Origin of the sequence: Deinococcus yavapaiensis KR-236, assembly GCF_003217515.1 — a bacterium.
Taxonomy (GTDB): domain Bacteria; phylum Deinococcota; class Deinococci; order Deinococcales; family Deinococcaceae; genus Deinococcus_A; species Deinococcus_A yavapaiensis.
In genome coordinates this window covers 86,693-109,017 of sequence record NZ_QJSX01000017.1, presented here as the reverse complement: position 1 = coordinate 109,017, position 22,325 = coordinate 86,693, and the positions used below count along the sequence as shown (strand labels likewise).

At 64.4% G+C, this 22,325-nt stretch carries 13 protein-coding genes; 4 read left to right on the top strand and 9 right to left on the bottom strand.

Annotated features, from left to right (window positions below; all coding sequences use genetic code 11):
- The first annotated feature begins 1,037 nt into the window (after window positions 1-1,037).
- Complete coding sequence (locus DES52_RS18610) at window positions 1,038-1,733, top strand: hypothetical protein (RefSeq protein ID WP_110888340.1); 696 nt, start codon at window positions 1,038-1,040, stop codon at window positions 1,731-1,733.
- Window positions 1,734-1,809: 76 nt separating this feature from the next.
- On the opposite strand, the gene DES52_RS18605 is transcribed toward DES52_RS18610, so the two are convergent.
- From DES52_RS18605 to DES52_RS18575, 7 genes are all read right to left on the bottom strand, one after another.
- Entirely contained in the window at window positions 1,810-2,667 is an 858-nt protein-coding gene (locus tag DES52_RS18605; protein ID WP_170131163.1) for a tyrosine-type recombinase/integrase, read from the bottom strand.
- Between the two features lie 566 nt (window positions 2,668-3,233).
- Window positions 3,234-4,352, bottom strand: a complete 1,119-nt coding sequence (locus DES52_RS18600; protein WP_110888338.1) for a hypothetical protein — start codon at window positions 4,350-4,352, stop codon at window positions 3,234-3,236.
- A 671-nt stretch (window positions 4,353-5,023) separates the two neighbouring features.
- A complete protein-coding gene (locus tag DES52_RS18595) occupies window positions 5,024-6,445 on the bottom strand; it encodes a hypothetical protein (RefSeq protein WP_110888337.1) in 1,422 nt (473 codons plus the stop codon).
- A gap of 219 nt (window positions 6,446-6,664) precedes the next feature.
- Window positions 6,665-8,737: an MDR family MFS transporter gene (locus DES52_RS18590; RefSeq protein ID WP_110888336.1), complete on the bottom strand. Its 2,073-nt coding sequence runs from the start codon at window positions 8,735-8,737 to the stop codon at window positions 6,665-6,667.
- Window positions 8,734-9,189 carry a MarR family winged helix-turn-helix transcriptional regulator gene (locus DES52_RS18585; protein ID WP_110888335.1) on the bottom strand — a complete coding sequence of 152 codons (456 nt, stop codon included), beginning with the start codon at window positions 9,187-9,189 and terminating at the stop codon, window positions 8,734-8,736. Before DES52_RS18585 ends, DES52_RS18590 begins: the two co-directional genes overlap by 4 nt.
- Window positions 9,190-9,607: 418 nt before the next feature.
- Window positions 9,608-11,593: an ATP-binding protein gene (locus DES52_RS18580; RefSeq protein WP_110888334.1), complete on the bottom strand. Its 1,986-nt coding sequence runs from the start codon at window positions 11,591-11,593 to the stop codon at window positions 9,608-9,610.
- Window positions 11,556-13,376, bottom strand: coding sequence for a PAS domain-containing protein (locus tag DES52_RS18575; RefSeq protein WP_110888333.1), 1,821 nt, complete (start codon window positions 13,374-13,376; stop codon window positions 11,556-11,558). Before DES52_RS18575 ends, DES52_RS18580 begins: the two co-directional genes overlap by 38 nt.
- A gap of 398 nt (window positions 13,377-13,774) precedes the next feature.
- Between DES52_RS18575 and DES52_RS18570 the strand changes: the two genes are divergently transcribed.
- Together DES52_RS18570 and DES52_RS18560 are read left to right on the top strand one after the other, a co-directional pair.
- Window positions 13,775-16,879, top strand: coding sequence for a PxKF domain-containing protein (locus DES52_RS18570; protein WP_110888332.1), 3,105 nt, complete (start codon window positions 13,775-13,777; stop codon window positions 16,877-16,879).
- A gap of 523 nt (window positions 16,880-17,402) precedes the next feature.
- Window positions 17,403-18,437, top strand: coding sequence for a M23 family metallopeptidase (locus DES52_RS18560; protein ID WP_110888330.1), 1,035 nt, complete (start codon window positions 17,403-17,405; stop codon window positions 18,435-18,437).
- Between the two features lie 187 nt (window positions 18,438-18,624).
- Here the strand turns inward: DES52_RS18560 and DES52_RS18555 are convergent, their stop codons facing one another.
- Both DES52_RS18555 and DES52_RS18550 read right to left on the bottom strand, forming a co-directional pair.
- Entirely contained in the window at window positions 18,625-18,849 is a 225-nt protein-coding gene (locus DES52_RS18555) for a hypothetical protein (protein ID WP_110888329.1), read from the bottom strand.
- A gap of 119 nt (window positions 18,850-18,968) precedes the next feature.
- Window positions 18,969-20,246: an ABC transporter substrate-binding protein gene (locus DES52_RS18550; RefSeq protein WP_110888328.1), complete on the bottom strand. Its 1,278-nt coding sequence runs from the start codon at window positions 20,244-20,246 to the stop codon at window positions 18,969-18,971.
- Window positions 20,247-21,289: 1,043 nt separating this feature from the next.
- Between DES52_RS18550 and DES52_RS18540 the strand changes: the two genes are divergently transcribed.
- On the top strand, window positions 21,290-22,315 hold the full coding sequence (locus DES52_RS18540; protein WP_110888327.1) for a LacI family DNA-binding transcriptional regulator: 1,026 nt from the start codon (window positions 21,290-21,292) through the stop codon (window positions 22,313-22,315).
- Window positions 22,316-22,325: the final 10 nt, after the last annotated feature.

Sequence of the window (22,325 nt, the reverse complement as noted above, 5' to 3'; positions counted from 1 at the left end):
GCGTCCGACACCTGTGATGAAACGCCGCGATCGGAGGAAGTGCGGACGAAACGGCATCGGTTGTGCCCGTCTCGAATGACAGATCAAAGTTGACGTGCCAATAGCCCTCGTTTTGGCGTGTTGATCCGACGCTTGCGGCGCTCCTCCACGTTCCATGTCGAGCACTTCTCTGACCCGCGCCATCAACGCACCCACTCGCGCGCGGTCTGCCGAGAAACTCCAACGACGTAGTCACGCTTGGGCGGTGTCGGCGGTGAGGAGTTCGGCGTCGAGCCCGCGTAGCGATCTGCGTACGAATTCCAGCTCTGGGCTCGTTGCGGGGCGGACATGAAGTCTCCTCCTTGATTGAAAGCGGCGGCGTGAGAAGGGTCGGGGCACGTGTTGAACGGAAGTTGGCCTCGATCATTCGCGCTCGCCTCCCAACGCGGTCTCCTGCGAGAAAGAGTGTCCCGTCCGCCTCGTTGATCGAGAAGGATCACGCATCGAAGCCCGCGTCTGAAGGTCAGAACGTTCTCGCTCCTGCCAGGAACCACCTCCGGTGCGTCCGGTGAAACCTCGCGAAGCTTCGATGGCGCTCGTCGATAGGATCGCTTGCTTCCCGGCGCCGCGGCGTTGGATGCCGAGAGCTGGCCAGCACGCCGTGAACCTTCGCGAGCGCAGAGGAGGTGCTTCGCGGATCCGAACATCTTTCGGTTTCGCGCGACGTCTCCCACATCGCATGAATTTCTCTCCATTGCCGAAGCGGACTCGCGGCCCTCGAAGGCTCGCGTCTCGTGCTCTGTGTTCGCGTTATGAAGGAGGGAACGGCCGTTTTTCCATGAGAGCGAAATAACGTGTCCTAAAGGATGGTCGTCGTTATGATGAGTGACTGTTTGAAACAATCGAGATGACGTCTCTCATCGTCGCGCGTCCGTCGTCGCCCTTCACGAGGTTCAAGGCAGACCGGCCGCAACAGCACGCTGCGCGGCCCCGGCTTTTCGAAACGCTCGAGTCCACGCTCGACGAGCGCCACGCCGCCGAGTGGGCCGGAGGAACTTATGAAGTGGAACTTCCTCATTCCGCTCTTAACCTTGGGCGCCGTCGCTTTCGCGGCGACGACGCAACTTAATCTCGTCATCAACGGCGCCGCGCTGTCCGACAAGGCCATCGTCGTGGACGGCCGCACGTACGTTCCCGTCACGGCGCTCAAGTCGCTCGGCGTGAACGCCACCGTGAAAGGAAGCACCCTCACCTTGGCGTCCTCTGGCGCTCAAGGCGGCGCGAACCAAGTCACGGCGCTGCAAGGCTGCATGAGCCAGACCTTCTTCAACGGCATCTGGCGCGTGAAGGTGACGTCCATCAATCCGATTCGGCTGCCCGACGCGGGCAGCCCGGACATTCCCGGTTGGGCGGTCAACTTGGAGGTGCGGAACGGTTCGAACAAGAGCCTCAGCCTCATGAGCGCCGGCTTCGGATCGGAGCCTTTCACGCGCTTCGTGCTCGTGCAGCCCGACGGCAAGACGCTCAAAGTGGACGAGAACGACGTGCTCGAAGCGTGGAGCAAGAACGTCGTGCCGGGCGGCGTGATGACGTTCACGCTGAAGTTCTCGCATCCGCGTGGAACGCCTCTGCAGGGAGTGCCGAGGCCGAACAAGTTCCTTGTTCTGATCGACCCGAAGATTCCCGATTACGTCGGCGTGAAGTTCACGGTGCCCGATCCGAGCGTGCGCGTGCAACTCGACTGCAAATCCTGAGCGGCGAAGCGGACGCATTTTGAAACCTGGCCTTTTCAAGGCGGGCGTCGTGACTGCCCGCCTTGAAAAGGCGCGCCTAGGTTTCGCGAAGCTTGCGAACGCTGGCGCGCGGCGTGCCACGCAACCCGAGGCGCTTGGCGGTCCGGCGGGGGTTGCGCGTTGCCATCAGCAACTTTTGCGCGGCCGTGTTGCGTAAGGCCCGCCACGGTCGGTACGGCACGCGCGCGCCTCGACACAGTCGGTAGAGGCGGCGGCGAAGGTCGGTGTCGTCGGCGAGGTCGAAGACGCGCTCGTCGGAGGGCAGGAGGCTGCCGTGCCCGCGTCGTTTGGCGAGGTTGCCCAAGGCGTGCGCGGCGTCGTCCGTGAGGGGGATGACGCGGCCGAGATCGATCCAACCGCGGTCGAGGTGCACGTGCGTCCACGTGAGCGAGAGGACTTCGCGGGTGGCGAGGCCGGCGTGCGCGCCGACGAGGACGAGGGCTCGCTCTTCGAGGGTGGCGTGTTGCAGGAGGCGTTGAAGTTCGTCGTCTTCGAAGATCTCGCGGCGGTCGATTCGATCGGGGTTGGCTTGCCGAAGAGCCTCGAAGGGATTGATGGTGATGGCGCCGAGTTGGAACAAGGCGCGGTAAAGGGTGCGGACGTGCGACAGGCGGTTGGCGATGGAGGTCGTGGCGTCGCCGTGCTTGGCGATCAGGTGATCGTGGTACGCGCGGGCGACGCGCTCGTCGGCGTTGAGGACGCTGTGCTGTTGCTCGCGCGCCCAGCGAAGGTAGAGGCGGGCACCTTCGACGTTCGTGCGGCGGGTACGGTCGCCGGGCATGCCGGGGAAGTGCTGGGCGACGAGATCCAGTACGCTTTCGAGGTCGCCGACGACGAGGTGGCGTCTTAGAACGTCGTGGGCGCTTCGGTGGGACGAGGCGTGCAGTTCTGCCATGGGATTCATAATATATCCAACGAGAACCAGATATCTGTGCTTCGTCCAAAGTGACGTATCAGACATGAGTCCCCGTCTCCCCTGCTCATGCCATAGCGAGAGCGGGATGAGGAAAGAAACGGCAAGCCAATCCCGACACGCAAGAAAGGCAAAGCGATATAGTGAGGACAGCCCTTATCGGATATATGGTGAAAAAGACTTACCCCCAATTACTCTTAATCTCCTTTGAGAAAGGAGATGTTCAAAAGACTTTAGGACACTACGTCGTTTTGCTCGTCAAAACTGACCAAGAGTGATAATCACGGGGAAGTTTCGGCAAGGCAGAGTGGCGAGCACATGTGAAAAAAAGCGAAAGCGACATGGTCGGCGCCAACATCCGTGAATTCCCCTTCAAATCGCGCGTTGTGAATACAGCCTTCGCCAGCAAGCATCCTCGAGGACCATTCCTCGTCAAACACCGTTAGCCGTGGTCCTCCACGCGTCCACAAGCAGAAGGACGCCCACCCGCCTCGACCTCTTACAGGCGAAACAGCAGGGCGTCGCACGATAGCCACCCTAAAGATGGCTCAAGCCACCAGCGAAACCGACGACCGCCGCGCAGCCTGATCAAGCCGCCGCAAGCCCAGCGAATTCAACACCCAATTCAAGGCCGCACCGCGCGACGAGCCCGATCGCGGTACGACATCCGCGCGCCGCACGAGCACCTCGAACACGCCCTCGTACAGCAACGCGAATCCGTCCGCGAGGCCCGCGCGCGTCACGCGCCACGCCGCCCAGCACGCCGACAACCACACCTTCGTTCGCGCCTCATCCCCCAACAGCGTTCCCAGCGCCTCGGACACCGCGCGAGCCCAACGGCCCACGCCGTCGCGCCCAGCGTCCGGGCCCACCTTCAGCGCGGCGAGAACGTCGTGCGCCGACTCCAAACGCGACACCTCACGTTGCCGAGCGTCGTCGATCGCGCCACGTCCGAAGCGATCGGCGATGAGCTGTTCGAGCAAGGCGAGGCGAGACCCGCTCGGCAATCCCGGGTTCTTCGCTTGCCCGTACCGCGCTCGCTCCACCCCGTGCTTCTCGCGCCAACCCGCCTCGGTGAAGCGACGATGCACGTCGAGGGCGAGGTCGCGGTAACCGGACGCCGTGAACAACGCACGTGATCCGGCTACGCGAGGCTGGAAGATCACGTCCTCGTCGAAAGGCGCGCTCGGAATCGGCACGAGGAACACCTGGCCCGCCCAACGAGAAGTCGACGTCACGTCCTTACCGATCGGTTGGTAGTTGACCGCCCACGCACGCTTGTAGCAGAACTTCGCCAAGACGTCCGCGTGCCCCGCCAAAAGCTCCTCTACGCGGTCGCGGCTGAGCCCGCTCAGAACACCCAGGACCCACAAGGGCGCCACGAACGTCGCGCTGGTCTCCCCCGCCTTTTGATGCAAAAGGGCGAGGGTGAAGATCGACACCAGCGGGCCGTACAACGTTCCGAGCCGCGCTTGCAACGGCTTCAGCAACGCTTCCGCGCGCAACCAGTATCCCTCGGGCGAGGACGGCGGCGCCTCGACGACGGGAGTGACCCGCTCGACGGAAGGAGCGCTCGCGAACGCCGCGAGGCTGTCGGCGAACGAATCGCCGTACGTCGCGCGAAGTTGCTCGAGCAGTTCGAAAGCAGTGGGTGAAGCGGCCGTCAAGATCGGAATGTCCTCGCGTGCTTGCAGTGCAAGAAAGACCTCTGCTACGCTGACTTCGGGTGGAAGAAGTCGCTGAGCAGCTGTAAAAACTCACCCCGACTCGGCGTCGGGCCTCGCGTTCCCTTCGGGGAACTTTTTTTATGTGGGCATCAATCACTCTGGCGCAGGGTGGAAGAAAGCCTCCTCGATACGTTGAAATCACCGTATCACACGCTTTTTTCACCGCTCGGCGATTCCGACGCCGCGACTTCCTCGGAGGTGCCGCTCAAGCGAAGCATTTGCGGGTCGCCTCGTCTTTTCTCGTTCTGCACGCGTTTTTCTCGCATGTGTCCCTTGTTTTACCCGACCTGGCTGGGGGGTGTTATGCGCGTTCTACCCGTGGCACCTGGGGGGTGTTATGCGCGTTTTACCCGACCCGGCTGGGGATGTTATGCGCGTTTTACCCGACCCGGCTGGGGATGTTATGCGCGTTTTACCCGACCCACCTGGGGAACGCTTTGCAGAAAACGCGCCAAAATCGGGGGGAAAGACCCGAGTCAACTGGGGGAGAAATGCAATCGCGTGCCGCGTGACGCTTCACGCCCGCCGCACGGACACTTCGGTCGCGCCGAGCTCGAAATGCAGGGCGGCACAGCCCAAGGCGCGCGTTTCGGCAAGTCGTTTTACCCGCGTCACCTGGGGGGGACGAAAGGCGGTCGCCCCGCCAGCGCGTGCAACACCGCCGCGGGCGGCACCACGATCACCGACGCGCCCAGCCAAGCATCGAAAAAGCGCCGAGTGCGCTCGGCGGCCGTCATACGCTCGAAATCCGACTTGTCGTACGACCAGCCCGCGTGCACTCCACGCTCCAGCAGCGAGTCGAGCGTACGCGCGAAGCGCTCCACCGCCACCGACAACTCACCGCGTGCGCGCAGCTTCTCCACGTCGGCGAGCAGCATCGCGTTCGACAACAACTCGCGTACCGTCACACGCTGCGCCTCGCCCGACCGAGCGCGCAATCCCCACAAAAACGCCAATTCCGCCCCGATCTGCTTCGCCCACACCGACGTCGCGTTGTTCGCCGGTAACTCCACGAGGCTGCGGAAAAGCGGCGCGAACGCCTTCGGCCAGACTTTCGCCCACGACCCCAAAGCGACTTGCCAATACCGCGGAATGCGCCGTCCGTCCACCGTGCGCGCCGAACCGCGCCGAATGACGTGAATGACCTTCGTCTCCGTTTCCAACGACGCGACGCGCTCGCCGGGCATGTCGGGCAGCATCGTTCCCGGCGTGACGTCCACCGTCACGCGCAACCACAAGCGCTCGAGACGCGTCATGGCGTCGGCGCACTTCACGAGGTCCTCGCCGCGCACCCCACCCTTGGGGTGTTTTTTGAACCCCATGGCGAGCGCGAGCTCACCCGGTTGCACCGTGATCGCGACGAGTTCGTCGTCCGTGCCGCTTTCGAGCGTCTTCGCGACCAAGAGGCGCCACACGTCCGACGTGCGCGGATCCATCTCGCTGAGTTCGGCGCGCGCCACGTCGATCGGCACGCCGTCCTCGCCGTACGTGATCAGCACGCCCGAGCGTTCGTACGCGAGCGTGTCGGTGTTCCAAGCGTCCGATCCGCGCGTCGCACGGTCGATTTCCTGGCTCGGCGTGTTGGCGAGCACGAAGCGAATATCCGGCGCGTCCTCGGCCGATTGGCGCTCGCTGTGCGGCGCGTCCACGAGGCCGAGGCGCGCCGCCGCCTTGAGGCCCGTAGCGGGCGTGCGCGGCGGAAGGTGCACGTACGTACCGAGCGGACGCACGAGAACCACGCGCGCTTTCCACAAGTCTTCGAGGCGCGCGCTCGGCACGTCGCCACGCCCAACGAGCTCGCGCACGTCGCTCGACGAGAGCCTGCGTCCACGCTCCGACGCGAGTTCCACGAGCTTCCACGCGTGATAGTGCAGCTTGAGAGACTCGTCGAGCGCGAGGCCGCCGAGCTTGAGAACCGTGACGTCACCCGCCTCGAGGGCCCGCACGAGGTCGTCGCTGGCCGTCGTGCTGGCGAGCCAGCCACGAACGAACGCGGCCATTTCGAGAACGTCGGGCAGTTTCGTGCGCGGCATGGCTTGAAGGCGAGCATACCAAATTTACTCCCCCCTGTCGGAAGCCTCGTGCGGCGCCGTACGGCCGCCACCCACTCCGGTGTCGCGGCGCCGTGCTCGCTCCAGTCTCAAGTGTCACCTCGTACGTCGCGGGCCGAGATTCGCTTCGATTCGTCGTAATGAAGCAGGAAGTGAGGAAGGGCGCCCAAAGGCGCCCTTCCTCACTTCCCCGCCGCGGAATCAGTGAGACGGAGTCGAAGCCGGACGGGCGCCTTGGCGAAGCGGCACGACAGGCAGGAGCAACGTGATCACGAAGCTGACGAGAACGATCCAGATGCTCGTCGCGAACAGGTGGGTCACGCTGGCCGTGAAGCCGAGCTTCATGCCGCTCGTGACTTGGCGGGCGAGTTTGTCGGCCTGCGCGTCCAACGTCGACTCGATCTTAGTGAGCGCGGTGGCGGTGGCTTGCTTCACGAGGGTGTCCTCGCTGGCCAGAAGGCCTTGCTGAAAGCGCGCGGCGGTGACGCGGGCGGCTTGAGGCGTGGCGAGCGCAGGGGCGGGCAATGCTTCGAGCTGCGTCTTGAGCTCGGCGGACGTCCGCGGGTCGTTCAAGAGGGCGACGCGTCCGGCTTCACCGTTGGCGAGGGCGCCGGCGACTGCGTTCGCTTGCTGCTGAAGTTGCGCGTGCACCTGGGCGCGGAGGCCGCCGTTCTTCAAGGTGTCCTTGAGTTCGGCGGGAAGCTGCGGATTGGCGAGCAGGGCGCGCGTGGCAGCGGCGTCCCCATCAAAGGCCCGCTCGATCTGGGCGTACTGCTGGCGGAAGGCCGCGCGAATCTGGGCGCCCGTGTCGTTGTTGCCGTTGCTGGCGCGCATCTCGCCGAGGTTGATGTTCTGGGCGGCGTTCTCCAAGCCGGGCACGTTCGGAAGGTACTTGGGAAGTTCGGAGTGCAAGTTGTTGAGGAGCAAGGTGCCGAAGATGGCCGCGCCGATGGTCGTGCCGATCTGCCGGAAGAATTGCGAGGACGACGTGGCGATGCCGAGCTGGCTCATGGGCACCGCGTTCTGGATGGCGATGTTGAACAAGCTCATGGCGGGGCCGAGGCCGAGGCCGACGATGAACATGCGCCAGCCGAGGTCGAGGCGGGTCGTGCCCACGTCGATTTGGGTGAGCAGGAACACACCGACCATCAAGACGAGCGGCGCGCCGACGAGGAAGGGCTTGTACTTGCCGCTCTTGGCGACCATGTTTCCCGAGATGATGCTGGAAGACATCAAGCCGGCCATGAGGGGCAGCATGGCGAGGCCGGAGTTGGTGGCGCTGACGCCCTGCACGGATTGCATGAACAACGGGAGGAACATCACGACGCCGATGAAGGCGACGTTGACGAAGAAGCTCGCGAGGTTGGAAATCGTGAAGGTCGCGTTGCGAAAGAGCCCCAGGGGAATGATGGCGTCCGGATTACGGCGTTCGGCGAGCAGCAGCAGCACGAAGCTGACGGCGCTGACGGCGAAGAGGCTGATGATGCGCACGCTGTCCCAAGGGTAGGTGGTGCCACCCCAGGTGAGCGCGAGGAGCAGCGGAATGGTCGTGGCGATGATGAGGACGGCGCCGAGGAAGTCGATCTTGCCTTGAGCTCGGTGCGTGAGGCGAGGCATCTTGGCGATGATCATGAACAGCGCGACGACGCCGAGGGGCAGGTTGACGTAGAAGACCCAGCGCCACCCTTCAATGAACGCGCCGAATAAGTTGACGCTGCCGTGGTCGGTGAGGAAGCCGCCGATGACGGGCCCCAGGACGCTCGAAAGCCCGAAGACGGCGCCGAAGAGACCACCGAATCTGGCGCGCTCGGCGGGAGGAAACATGTCACCGATGATGGCGAAGGCGCTCGTGAACAGGGCGGCGCCGCCGAGGCCCTGAATGGCGCGGAAGACGATGAGTTGAATCATGCCGCCGCCGAAGAGGTCGCCGAGAAACGATTCGCCGGCCATGCCGCACAGCATCGAGCCGATCAAGAACAGCACGATGCCGATCAGCAAGATCGGCTTGCGTCCGTAGAGGTCGCTGAGCTTGCCGTAGATGGGCACGAGGACGGTGCTGGCGAGCAGGTAGGCGGTGGTGACCCAGCTGTAGTACTCCAAGCCGTGCAGCTGCTCGATGATGCGCGGCATGGCGGTGCTGACGATGGTCTGGTCGAGGGCGCTGAGGAGGAAGACGACCATCAAGCCGATGAGGGTGATGTTCTTTTCCTGCTGCGTGAAGCTGTACTGAGGTTCGTCCGTGACGGGCGCGGGCGGGCGGTTGACGGTGGTCATGCGTCGGGTCCTTGGTCGTTGAGAGAGTCGAGGGCTTTGAGGAGCCCGGCGAGAACGCCGGGCTCCAGCTTGGCAAGGTGGCTGCGCGTGAGGACGTGAATGGTTTCCTCGCTGTCGTGCATGACGTTGGTGCCGTGCTCGGTGAGGGTAAGGCGGATACGGCGCGAGTCGTGTTCGTCGATGTGGCGTTCGAGGAGGCCTTGTTTGACGAGTCCGTCGAGGTATCGGCTGATGAGGGTGGAGGGGATTTTGAGATGGTCGGCGAGGACTTTGGGGTAGTGGTGGCCGGAGTCGATGGACTTGAGGATGATGTACGTCTTGGGGTCGATGCCGTGCTTGGTTTCGAGGAGCGGTTCGAGGCGTTGGGTGAGCGCTCGGTTGAAGCGCCATAGGCCATGCAGGAAGCGGTCGACTTCCTCGTGCAGGTCCGGCGTCGCGGGGGCTAGGGTCATGACGATATCCTATCGTATGTAATTGACTAAAGTAAAGTAGTCAGAAAAGTGATTCGTTGACTTTGTGGAATACCGCGGCGGCGTGACCAAGGAGCGGCATGGCGATACCTTCACCACGAGGGCGAGCGCCGCGTAGATTCCACCTGCGTGCCGAGGATGTCCAAGGCACGGTCGAGCATCATCTTGAAGGCAGTCTAGAAGCAGCGGCAACGTTGTCACGACGCGACCAGTCACGCCGAGCGGCGACACGGCCCTGCCGTGTTGCTACAACCGTGTCCGCACGGTCTGGACGGCCTGCACGCGGATGCGGTCGTTCGTGACCTTGACGCCCTCGCAATGTCCACGGCGACCTGGAGGCATCCTTCGAATCGACGTCACGAACGGTCGACTCGGCGCGCGCCGCGGGCACTTCACCCGTTCACTCGACGTCGGGTTCGACGTTGGCGTCCGGAAGCGTGAAGAAGAACGTGCTTCCCGCGCCCGGAGCGCTCTCCACCCACAGCCAACCGCCATGGCGCTCGATGATCTTTCGGCTCACCGTCAACCCCAAGCCGCTGCCCTCGACGTCGTCTCCGGAGTGAAGTCGACGAAAGGGCACGAACACCTGCTCGAAATAGCGCGCCTCGATTCCCACGCCGTTGTCGCTCACGGCGAAGCGCCACATCTCGCCCTCGCAGCTCGCCGTGACGTGCACGCGAGGAGGTACGCCGGGCCGCGCGTACTTCAACGCGTTCCCGACCAAGTTCACGAGCACCCTCGACAACTGCCCTTCGTCCGCCCGAACCAGCGGCAGCGCGTCGTGGGTCACCTCCGCGTCGTTCGCGTCGACGGTGGGTTTCAGCAACTCCATCACGTCGGCGAGGACGTGGGCGCTGTCGACGCGGGCCAAGGGACGCTGCTCCGTGTTGACTCGCGAGAACGTCAGCAGGTCGTCCACGAGGCGTTTCATGCGCTCCCCGCCCTTCACGATCTGCGTGAGGAACGCATGCCCTCGCTCGTCGAGCAGATGCCCGTACCGCAGCTGAAGGGCTCCCGCGAAGCTCGTCACGGCCCGCGCCGGCGCTTGAAGGTCGTGCGAGGCGATGTAAGCGAATTGCTCGAGATCCTCGTTGCTGCGGCGAAGTTCACGGTTCGCCTGCCGAAGCGCGGCTTCCGTTCGGTCGCGGTCCGTCACGTCCCGCATCGCCACGACGGCTCCGAGCTTCTCGCCTGACGGCGTGACGATCGGGCCTCCCACGCACACCATCATGCGGTGCTCGCCGTTCGCGCGCCTCACCACCATGAGCTCATCTCGCACCTCCTCGCCCTGCCAAGCGCGGTACAACGGCACCTCGTCACGCGAAAGAAGCGTCACGCCGTCGGGGCGATACAAGCGGTAATGCTCGGCCCAACGTTCGGGCGGCACCGCCTCCACCCCCTTGCCATGCAACGTCTCGACGGCGGCGTTGAACAAGCTGAGCCGACCTCGCGCGTCGCACGCGACGATGCCTTCCGACAAGCTCTGAAGCAACCCCGACAGGAAGGTCCGCTCGTGCCGAACGGCCTTCAGGGCGTCCGCTCGTTCCAGCGCGACGCCCAGCGACCGATCGATCGTCTCCAGCAGCGCCCGCTCTTGAAGCGACCACGACCGGGGCTCGTACGACCCGACGATCAACACGCCTCGCGCTTCCCCGCCGACCAGCACGGGCAGACTCGCCGACGAGCGAATCGAGGTGAGGTCGTGCGCGGCGGTCGGCACCGTGTTCGGATCGTACCGCTCTTGATAAAACGGCGCGCGCGTATCGAACGGTCGGTCCACGTTGAGCGTGGTGCCGCGCGGCAAGCCGCAAGACAGCACGCCGAGCAAGCGCGGATCGCGGAAGGTACCGCGGTGCGAGCGCAGCGTCCACACGTCCGCTTCGACTTCGTAGAAGGTGCTGACGCTGTTCGGAAGCAAGGCGACCAAGATCTCTTGCGCGCGGCCCACGAGCTTGAGCGGACTTGCTTCGGTCGCGAACTCCCTGGAGAGCTCCGCGAACGCTTCGAGCGCTCGGTTGCGAACGTCGAGTTCGGCCGTGCGCTCTCGAACGCGCGACTCCAGGGTGGTGTTGAGCTGGCGCGCCTCCTTGTACAAGCGGGCGTTGTCGAGCGCGAGCGCCGCGCGGCCGGCGAGTTCGCGCGCGACCAGCAAGTCCTCCTCACCGAACGTCCGTCCCGACTCGGCGGCGCACAAGTTCAGCAGACCCAGCGTCTTGCCGTGCGCGACGAGCGGCACGACCAGGAACGAGCGGAGCTTGAGGATGTCCATGAACTCGTCCCAGCCTGGCGGCAAGGGCGCCAAGTCGGCGAGGACGCGTGGCAAATCCGGAACGTGCAGCACCTCGCCGTCACGAAAAGACCGGCCGATACCCGCCTCGTCGTCCACGCGCCGGGAAGGCGTCGATGTAGCGGCGCGCGACCTCCACCTTGCCGGGGTCTCTGTGCTGCACCGCGATCGGCGCGAGCACGCCGTCGAGCTGAGGAAGGTACACGACGCACCAGTCGGCCAAGCGAGGCACGGCGAGCGCCGAGAGGCGTTCGAGCGTCTCGTGCACGTCGAGGTTCTGCGCGAGAGTCTCCCCTGCCTCGGCGAGAAGCGAAAGGCGTTGCTCGTGGTGCTTGCGCGTAGTGACGTCGGCGGTGACGCCGAGCACGCGCAGGACGTGACCTTGCTCGTCGCGTTCGACGCGCAGGAGTTGCTCCAGCCAGATGAGGGCGCCGTCGGGGCGCAAGAAGCGGTGCTCCAGCTTCAAGTGATCGAGGCCGCCCGGCCGCACGGCGTCGTCGAGGGCGGCGACGACGCGCCCGCGGTCTTCTTCGTGAACGCGCGCGGTGAACGCGCCGACAGGCCCGACGGCGTCGGCGAAGCCCAGCAACCGCATCACTTCCGGCGTTCGGGTGATGAGGCGGGTCGTCACGTCGTACGTCCACACGCCGAGGCCTCCCGCTTCCAGCGTGAGGTGCAACTTCGCTTCGGATTCGCGGCGATCGTGCACGTCCGTCGCAACGCCGAGCCATTCCTCGTCGCCGAACGGCTGGACGGTCACGTGATGCCAGCGGTAGGTGCCGTCCGAACGGCGGAACCTCACGTCGAGAGCGTAGGAACGTCCCGCCGAACGACCGTCCGCTCGAATTCGGCGAATCAAGGCGACGTCATCGGGATGCACGGTTTGCTCCCACTCGTGACGAGGCAGCGTGGCCGGAAAGCCGGTGTACGTTCGCCACGTCTGGTTGAAGTGCAAGACGTCCTCGCTCGTGCGTGACGTCCACATCAACGTCGGAGACGCGTCGAGAATCGCTTCGAGGCGCGCGTGCACGGCGCGCTCGCGCTGAAGGTGACGAACGCGGTCCACGGTTCGCGCGACCGTTCCGACGAGAGTCTCCAAGAACACGCGGTCCGAAGCGCTCGCTTCGAGCGCTTCGTGCAACTCCAAGGTGAGCACTCCGAGCGCCCTGTCTTCGGCGAGGAGTGGAAGGGCCACGAGTTGGCGGGGGCGCCGATCGAAACCGTCGGGAAGATGCGGGTAGCGCTCCTCGAGCGTTCGAGCGTCCAAGACCAAGACTTCTTTCGTGCGAAGGGCGTCGGCGGCCGGCACGCTGCAAGGAAGGGGCAACACGCGCCTTGGCGCGCTGACGGAGGAATCGGTGCTGCCGACGAGGTACAGCTCGCGGCCCTCATCGCGCAAAAGCATGAGGTCGACTCGTGACGCGTCGAGCACGGCGGCAATGCTGGGAAGAGCGTCGATGACGCCTTGCAACCCCGTGGCGGTGGAAAGCGCGCGCGTGATCGCCTCGATGTCGTCCGCGCGACGCTCGACGCGCTTGAGGACGTCGATGTCGTGCAAGGTGCTGACGATGTGGGCGAGCGAGTCGCCGATCGGGCGAGGTCGGCTTTGCAGGCGGTACCAGCGGTAGCCGCCGTCCGTGCGGACGCGAAGGTCGTATGTCGTGGCGTGCTCCGCGTGACACGCGGCCGTCCAAGCGGAGCGGTCGTCCGGGTGGACGACGTCCGCGAAGCGGACGTCGGACCGCCCGTTCGACCATTGGCCGTTCAAAGCCCGCAAGCCTTCGTTGGCGTAAAGGATGACGCCGGTCGAGTCGCTGACGAGGGCGGGAACGGGAAGATCGTCGAGCAACGCGAGGGCGCTCGAGGAAAGCGACGCGGGCACTCGACCATGCTAAAGAACAATGAAGACAGCATTGTCTCCTTGGTGACTTCATGAGAAGAGCGCTCGAAGTTCGAGCGGGCTGCTCGACGTCTAGACCTTGTTTTCACAACGAAGTCCGAAAGTCAAGCGAGAAATCTATAAATTTTCCTCACGCAATAGTAAGATACGTGACGAGTTCTCTCGTCCTTTGCTTTCCCCTCGAACTTCCAGACGTTCGCACGAGCGTCGCGGCACCGCCAATCCTCGCTCGGCGAGAGTGAAGCGACTCCGTGAACCGATGGGCGTCCGCTTCTCTCCCCACCCTTCCCGACCCGTCATGAGCAGGAGGTTTCAAAAGTCCACCCCGTCGATACAACAGCCGATCGCGTCTTCATCGCCCTTTCGAACACGAGGTTCACATGCCCTTCAACATCCGCGTGCTCCTCCCGACCCTCTTGCCGCTTCTCGTCGTCGCCTGCGGCCGCGTGGCGACCCCGGACCTTCCTCGCGCCTCAACGCCCACCGTGAGCCCCGCCATTCGAGCGATGGCCGTCACGACGCGCTCGGTCACCACCACGGCCGACAGCGGCCCGGGCTCGTTACGCGCGGCGATCGCCGCCGCCGCGAACGGAGACGTCATCGTGTTCGACGGCGCCACCTTCGCCGAGCCACGAACCGTCGCGTTGAGCGCGCCCCTCGAAATCACCAAGAACCTCACCCTCATCGCTCCTCCGGTCGGCGTGACCCTCGATGGACAAGGCACGGTCCGCGTCCTGAAAGTGGCGACCAGCGCCGTGGTCACCCTGCAAGGCTTGACGATCACGCGAGGCTTCGGTACCGACGGAGCCGGCATTCGAAATCAAGGCACCCTCACCCTCGACCACGTCACCGTCAAGGACAACGCCACCACGTCGTCGAGCCTCGGCGCGAGCGCGGGCGGCGGCATCCTCAACACCGGTACCCTCGCGGTTCGCGACAGCACCATCACTCGCAACACCACCACCGGTACGGTCATCGCGACGGGCGGCGGCATCGCCAACATCGAAGGCATCCTCTCCATCGAACGCAGCACCCTCTCGGAAAACAAAGCGGTCGGTCCCGACAACACCAATCCGGGTGAAGGCGGATACGGCGGCGGCCTGCACAACTTCGGCGGCGAGGTCAACATCGTCGAGAGCACCCTGTCCGACAATACCGCCTCGTCTCAGGGCGGCGCCTTCTTCAACGAACGAGGCGGCGCCATCAACCCGGAAGTCAACCCCACGCCGACCGGTCTGCTCATCGCCGTGCCGGGCGGCGCCAACGTCACCAACACCACCATCGCCAACAACATCGCCAACGTCGGCGGCGGGATGGTCAACAAAGGCGGAACCGCCGACATCAAGCTCAGTACCATCGCCGTGAACATCGCGTACACCGTTGGCGGCGGCCTCGTGCATCAACAGATCACCTTCAACGGCGCTTTGGCAGGCACGACGAGCATTTCCCGCAGCATCGTCGGCGACAACGTCGCGAGCCCCGACGGCCAAGAAGTCTTCACGTTCGGCGGCGGCCTGATCGGACAAATCAACATCATCGAGAGCTTGAAAGGCAGCGGCCTCTCCCTTCTCGGCAACCTCCCCGCGGACGCGAAGCTCGGCGCCTTGCAAGACAACGGCGGGCCGACCAAGACGAAGGCGATCGCCGACAACAGCGAAGCTCGCGGTCGGGGCCAATGCGACGTCGGTGAAACCGACCAGCGCGGCGTACCGCGCCCGACGTCCAAGTGCGACCTTGGCGCGTACCAGACGGGTGGCACGCCGATGGTCGTCGACACCTCGCCGCCCGTGATCGCACCGACGATCGAAGGGCTGCAGGGAGACTTCGGTTGGTACCGCGGTGACGTCAAGGTGACGTGGACCGTCACCGACGCCGAATCGACGATCACCGGCAAGACGAACTGCGACGCCGTCGACGTCACGACGGACACGGCAGGCACGACGTACACGTGCACGGCGACCAGCGCGGGCGGCACCTCGAGCTTGTCGGTCACCGTGAAGCGCGACGCGACGCCGCCGACCGTCGCGCCGGCCGTGACGCCGAACCCCGTGCAAATCGACCAAACCGCGACCGTGACTCCCAACGCGACCGACGCCTTGTCGGGCCTCAACGGATACGAGTGCGACCAACCCAACACGTACACGACCGGACTCAAGACCGTCAACTGCGTCGCGTGGGACAAGGCGGGCAACAAGGCGAGCGCTTCGACGGCCTACACCGTCGTCACGGACACCTCGCCGCCCGCGATCGCTCCGACGATCGAAGGACTGCAGGGAGACTCCGGCTGGTACCGCGGCGACGTCAAGGTGACGTGGACCGTCACCGATCCCGATTCGACCGTGGCGTCACGCACGGGCTGCGGCGACGTGAACGTTACCAGCGATCAAGAAGACACGACGTACACGTGCACCGCGACCAGCGACGGAGGCACGGCGAACAAATCCGTGACCATCAAGCGTGACGCGACGCCGCCGACCCTCGCGCCCGTCGTCACCCCCAATCCCGTGACTCTCGACGGCGTCGCCGTCGTCACCGAGAACGCCGCGGACGCCTTGTCGGGCCTCAACGGATTCGAGTGCGATCAACCCAACACGTACACGACTGGATTCAAGACCGTCAACTGCGTCGCGTGGGACAAGGCGGGCAACAAGACGAGCGCTTCGGCGGCCTACACCGTCGTGCCCCCCGATACCACGCCGCCGCTGATCACTCCGAGCGTGACGGGCTCCTTGGGCACCAACGGCTGGTACCGTGGCGACGTCCAGGTGACCTGGACCGTCGGCGACGCCGAGTCGAACGTAACCTCCAGCCTCGGTTGCGCCACGGTGAACGTCACGTCCGACACCGGTGGCGTCTCGTACACGTGCGCCGCGACGAGCGCCGGGGGCACGACGTCCGAAACGGTGACCATCAAGCGTGACGCGACGCCGCCGACCCTCGCGCCGATCGTCACGCCCGCCTCGGTGCTGCTCGGTGCGACTGCCACGGCCACTCCGAACGCCTCGGACAACTTCTCGGGCGTGAGCTCGTCCGCGTGTGACGGCGTGAACACCCAAAGCGTCGGCGTGCAGAGCGTGACGTGCAGTGCGACCGACGGCGCGGGCAACACGGGCACGGCGACGGCGGCGTACACGGTGGCGTACAACTTCGGCGGGTTCTCGTCGCCTCTCGCCGACGGGGTGTTGAACACCACGAAGGCGGGCAAGATGACGCCCGTCAAGTGGCGTCTGCTCGACGCCTTCGGCGCCCCCGTCACGTCCTTGGCGAGCGCGACGCTCACCATGACGACCTTCACGTGCGGTTCGACGCCGAGTGTCGGCGTCGGGTCGAGCGTTCCCGGCATCTCGGTCCTGCAAAATCTGGGCGACGGATACTACCAAGTCAATTGGAAGTCGCCCTCGAACTTCTTGAACACCTGCCAAGCTCTGCACGTCGACCTCGGCGAAGGCCGCGTTCGCACCGTCCTCTTCAAGTTCGTCAAGTAACGCCGTTCCAGCCGGACGGCGTCGAGAAAACAAAGGTGTCTTGTCACGGAAGGCGGCCCGAACTTCGGGCCGCCTTCCGCACGCTTTCACGCGGGGTTGCGGCCATGGATGAAGACGGACGGTTTGGCGGCACCTGCCACGCCGTTTCGCGCTCGGACGCCTCATGGCCGAGGCTCGCGGCGGGCTTCGGTCGTGCTCGACCGGCTTGCTTGCGCTGCCCAGAAACGACTTGAACGTGCGCCACCTCGGGAAGAACGAAGGATCCCGAGGAGATCGACGGCGCCTTCGCCGTGAGCGCGTCGAGGCTGGACGGCGGCCGGATCGGTTTCTGACGACACGAGATCTTTACCTGCATTTACCTGCTTCTTACCTCCTTTGGTGGGCGTTTTAACCACGCGCGCCCACGATGTCGTGAATCCGGGAGCCCTACGAGCTGGAGGTGTTCGTCGAGGCGCCCGAGGACAACATCCGTGGCAAGCCACCTCATTGACGAGTGGCGGGACTACCGGAAAGGAAGCAACGCATGTCGAAGACATCACGGCGCGCCCGACAGGGACGTCGCGCGTTGTTCGTCCACCCGGTGCTGGCGCTCGGCATTACGGTCGGGTCGACGCTTTCGGGGTCGGGAAGCGCGGCGGGCGTTTCATTTCCCACGGGCGCCCTCGCCGTCGGCTTTCTGAACGCCATCGCCGGAAGCGCGGGCGACCGCGTCACGCAAGGATATGGAGACAACCGACGTCACACGGATGACGCGACGGGCGGCACCGTGGACCGCTACGGCTACGGCAACGCCGGACACAACGGCTGGGACATCGCCCTCGGCCGCCCGGGCAAGGACGGCACGAAAGGCGCGGTCGTGCATGCGCCCTACGCCGGGAAGGCGTACACCGGCCAGCAGAAGGATGCCAAGGGCAACTTCGTGGGGCTCGGACGCTGGGTGAAGCTCGTCGTGCCCGAAGGGGTCAGCCTGACCCTCGGGCATCTTGCTTCCTTCGGCGAGTTCAAGAATGGTGCGAGCGTCAAGGTCGGGGCGATCCTCGGGTACGAGGGCAGCAGCGGCAACTCCACCGGGTACCACATGCACGTCATGCTGAGCGACGTGCGCGGATACGTGGTCGACCCGTCCTTGCCCGCCGGGGTCGCGAGCGTGATGAGCGGCACACCGCTCGCGGTGAGCGCGGCGAAAAGCACGGCGACCACCGCCGAGAAATCGCCGCCGTCGAATTCGAAGGCCGTCGCGGCCGCCGAACGCGCGTTGAGCGCGGCGCGCGCGGATTACGAGCTTTTGCGCGAGCTGTACACCTTGGGCACCGTGGCGCGCGTCGAGGTGGAGCGTGGCCTGGCGTTGATTGCACGCGCCGAGGTGACCTTGGCCGACGCGAAGCGTGGCGTGACCGCCTTGGGGAGTGCGGTCGTAGCCTCGACGAAACAGCGGTTGCAAGCGGCCGACGCTGCTTACCGAGCAGCACGGCAGTTGTTCGAGGTGGGTGGAATTTCGCGTCAAGAGGTGGAAGTTCGCGCCGTCAAGGTGACAGAGGCGCGTGCGGGTGAGGTATGAGGTGCGCGCAGACATCTTCTTGGCGTTCACGCAGTTGGCGTGTTGCCTGATCACCCTCAAGCAGCACGTCAGGTTTTGTTAGGCGGTCTTAGCGTGAGACAACGGAAAGCCCACGTCATCAAGACGTGGGCGGTGGACATCCTTCACTCGGGACGGAATGGTTTTTGGTTGCTGGAGGGTGGGTGCATCACGAGCGAGGCGCGAGGTTCATGCCTTCGCACCACGCGCGGTAGTACACGAGGTATCGCTCAACGTCCAGCGGCGTTTGCCACGGCAGATTTAGGGCGGTGCACGCTTGCGCGATCGTCTGGTTGCCATGGTGGAAGCTGAAGTGTACGGCGCGGCAGCGTTCCTGATGAGGGGTGCTCGTCAGTGCACGGAAGCGGACGGCGGGACGTGATTGCATCGACATGAAGTGCTCCGTGTTGCCGTTGCGGCTATGACGTGACCTTGGCGGGCATGTACGATCCGATAGCCGGTCAGGTCTGGGGTGCGTGGCCCATTGATCGCGGACTCCGTTGAGTCAGTGGGTTATTTCTCCGTCCAGCCGCTTCCTTTGATGCCGTTCAACTGCGTTTCAAGTGCCGTCAGAGCTTCTTTCGCGTCACTCTTGCCGCTGAGCACGTCCTGGACTGTTTGAGCGAACGCGGCTGACACGCGTGCGTACTTCGCACCCGTCACAGCGCTGGGACGGGACACGGGAACGCGTCCCACGAACGACCGGAAGTAGGGGTAGGCGTTGACGACTCTGTCGTCGCTGTACACGCTTTGTACGGTCGGCTGGTATCCCTTGCGTAACGCCCGTTCCCGTTGAATGTCCGCGGACGTCAGAAACTTGATCAAGTCCGCAGCGACACTTGGATTCTTGGAGAACTTCGAAACGGCCAGGCCCCATCCTCCTTGAGTGGCTGGGAAGCGCCCGCGAGGTCCGCTCGGGAGGCGCGCCAAGCCGAACTTTCCACGGATGGCGCTGTTTTGGTCTTGTGCGAGGGCGTACGCGAAGGGCCAGTGTCGCATGAATGCCGCGTTGCCTTCTTGAAAAAGCGTGCGTGTCTTCTCTCCATCGAATGCGGCGATGTTTTGCGGAGAGATGTTCTTGAAGCGTTTGGCGGCGAAGTCCAAGGCCGCCGCCGACCATTGGTTGTTGACGGTAATGGCGCCGTTCAGGTCGACGATCGTTCCCGCGCCGAAAGCGCTCATGACTTCCAATGCGAAACATGTCAGCCCTTCGTTCGCACGACCGTTGTAGGCGAAGCCGACGAAGTTCGGGTTGGTTTTACGCTCGCCTTCCTGAATGCGTTCTGCCATCGTGACGAGGTCGTTCCAACTGGTCGGTGGGGTTTTGTAGCCGTACTTCTGCAGGAGGTCCGTGCGGTAGTACAGGGCGCCGCCGTCGGTGTACCAAGGAACCGCGACGAGCTTGCTGCCGATCTTGTAACTTTTGAGGATGCCGGAGATGTACTGACGTTGATCGGCGGCTTTGAAGTACGGGGAGAGATCGATCATGTACTCGTTGACGATGCCGGGCCAGACAACGTCGATTTGGTAGATGTCGATGTCGGCGCTTTGTTCACCGAGCACGCGTTGGTAGTTCGCGAGGCGTTCGGACGAATTGGCGCTCGTTTCGAGGACCCGTACGTTGTTGCCGGTTTTTTTGCTCCACGCGGCGACGTTGTCTCTGCAGAGCTCGAATTCATCTCCGATGGAGCCGCAGACGATGGTAAGGGTAACGGGCGCTTTTTGAGCGTTTGAGGAGCTGGGCATGGTGATGCCAACAGCCAGGGCGAGCAACAGGAGTTTCGATTTCATGGTGTCCTCAGCGTGAGCGGGATGGCCAGAGACGCGTTGACGTCGCCGTCTTGACGGACTGAGCGTGCTCTACTTCTTAAACTTCTTCTGTGAAATGTAAATAGATCTTAAGATTCATGGTGACGTGAGGCCATGAAAAACTTGACAGCTCTTCTCGATTCATGAACGACAGAGCTGCACTCGAACTCAATCAAGGCGCCGCTGAGAGCACCGAACACTAAGAGAAAAGACCGATGGACCGCGAAAGAAGAAGGGCAATCGGCAGACTGTTGCGATCAACGATGACGTGGCGCAAGATGTCAAGTTCGACGCGATCTGTCCAGCTGCGGCCTGTGAGATCCCCCCTTTCACAGCTCGGACACTCGCTGAGGCAAGAGAGGCTCGACTCCAGCCGACGAGGCAGAGCGCGTGCGATTCGTTGAGGAGGACGTAATGAAGGCGTTGCCACACGCACGCCGTTCGCCCGTCGCGGCGCCGTCGCCAACACGTCACGCCGCTCGGGACCCGTAGCCTTTGGGGAGGGCATTCCAGCGAATGCCCTCCCTGAGAACGGAGATGATGCCCGCACGGGTCGCACCGGGCCTGCAAACGGTCTGACACCCTTGAGGTGAGACACGACGGGCAAGATTGGCTCGCCGAGTTGCCGGAGGCGGTCAGGGACGAGCGTTTCGACGACCGAGCAACCCTACGGCCCGGTCGTGAAACAACTTCTAAGCCGAAGGACGCACGCGTGCGGGTGAAGCAAGCGGCGAGGAGCTGAGAGGTTGCCGTTCTCCGCTGTGCTTCCGTCGACTCGGTGGGCTCCGTGGCTCGGCGGCCGTGTGAAGCTCGGTCGGCGTGGGCAGATGGCTTCAAGCTCGCCGAGCACAATGGAGTTCGCCGCGTCCTCCTGGGCGGTCACGTCGCGGGCGGGTCAAGCTTCCGTGGAGTCGGTGGGTTGCCGTAGCTCTCGACTTCGTCGGGACCGCTTGACAGGGCCCGCTTCCCCTGGTACTTTATCGGTAAATCTCTTTACCGATAAAGTACGCTGCGAGTGAGGCACCATGATCGATACGCCCGCCACCGTCACGATTGCCGACGTCGCCCGGGTCGCCGGGGTCTCGAAGATGACCGTCTCGAACGTCATCAACAACAAACCCGGCATGACCGAAGAAACGCGCGAACGCGTTCGGCGCGCCATCGAGCAAACCGGCTACGTCGTCAATCCCGCCGCTCGCGCGCTGAGCAACAAACGCCTGCGAAGCAACCTCATCGGCGTACTCACGCCTCAACTCAACTGGCCCTGGGTTGCTGAGATCCTGCACGGCGCCAGCACCACCGCCGAAGCCGCCGGACTCAACCTCGCCATCTTCACCACCGCCAGCAATCCCGCCCTGGAGCGCGAGCGCGCCACCTTGCTGCGAACCCTCGCCGACGGCGTGCTCGTCGTCATTCCCACCGCCGACGAACAACACATCTTCGGCAACGACATCCCCGTCGTCACGCTCGGCGCGTACGGTCAGCGCACCGTGCAAGTCGACAACCACGCGGGAGGCTACCTCGCCACTCGGCACCTCGTCGAACTCGGCCACACCCGCATCGCTCACCTGGCGGGAAAGCACGACACGACTCTGCGAGACGCCCTCGACCGCCAAGCGGGGTACCACGCCGCCCTGCGCGACGCGGGCTTGAGCGCTCCCGACGCCTACCTTCAACAAGGGGAGTTCTCCGAGACGGGCGGTGAACTCGCCACCCGAATCCTGCTCGCCTTGCCCGAGCGTCCCACCGCGATCTTCGCCGCGAACGACCTCAGCGCCATTGGCGCCTTGCGCGCCGCGAGCGCGCTTGGCCTGCGCGTTCCCGAGGACTTGAGCATCGTCGGCTTCGACGACATTCACGCGGCTGCCGTCACCGACCCGCCCCTCACCACCGTTCGCCAACCCCTCGAGGAAATCGGCCAAGCGGCCGTGCAACTGCTGATCCAACTCACGCGCGGTCAAAGTGCCGACCCTCACGTTCGCTTTCCCGCCACCCTCGTCACGCGCGGCTCCACGGCGCCACCGAGCCAGGAGGCTTCCATGAGCCCGTGACGCGCGCCGA

What these genes read in the sequence shown, in the direction of transcription:
- DES52_RS18590 (WP_110888336.1), bottom strand. Translation starts at nt 8,737, where the DNA reads ATGACCACCGTCAACCGCCCGCCCGCGCCCGTCACGGACGAACCTCAG.
- DES52_RS18560 (WP_110888330.1), top strand. Translation starts at nt 17,403, where the DNA reads ATGTCGAAGACATCACGGCGCGCCCGACAGGGACGTCGCGCGTTGTTC.
- DES52_RS18540 (WP_110888327.1), top strand. Translation starts at nt 21,290, where the DNA reads ATGATCGATACGCCCGCCACCGTCACGATTGCCGACGTCGCCCGGGTC.
- DES52_RS18610 (WP_110888340.1), top strand. Translation starts at nt 1,038, where the DNA reads ATGAAGTGGAACTTCCTCATTCCGCTCTTAACCTTGGGCGCCGTCGCT.
- DES52_RS18595 (WP_110888337.1), bottom strand. Translation starts at nt 6,445, where the DNA reads ATGCCGCGCACGAAACTGCCCGACGTTCTCGAAATGGCCGCGTTCGTT.
- DES52_RS18585 (WP_110888335.1), bottom strand. Translation starts at nt 9,189, where the DNA reads ATGACCCTAGCCCCCGCGACGCCGGACCTGCACGAGGAAGTCGACCGC.
- DES52_RS18550 (WP_110888328.1), bottom strand. Translation starts at nt 20,246, where the DNA reads ATGAAATCGAAACTCCTGTTGCTCGCCCTGGCTGTTGGCATCACCATG.
- DES52_RS18555 (WP_110888329.1), bottom strand. Translation starts at nt 18,849, where the DNA reads ATGTCGATGCAATCACGTCCCGCCGTCCGCTTCCGTGCACTGACGAGC.
- DES52_RS18570 (WP_110888332.1), top strand. Translation starts at nt 13,775, where the DNA reads ATGCCCTTCAACATCCGCGTGCTCCTCCCGACCCTCTTGCCGCTTCTC.
- DES52_RS18605 (WP_170131163.1), bottom strand. Translation starts at nt 2,667, where the DNA reads ATGGCAGAACTGCACGCCTCGTCCCACCGAAGCGCCCACGACGTTCTA.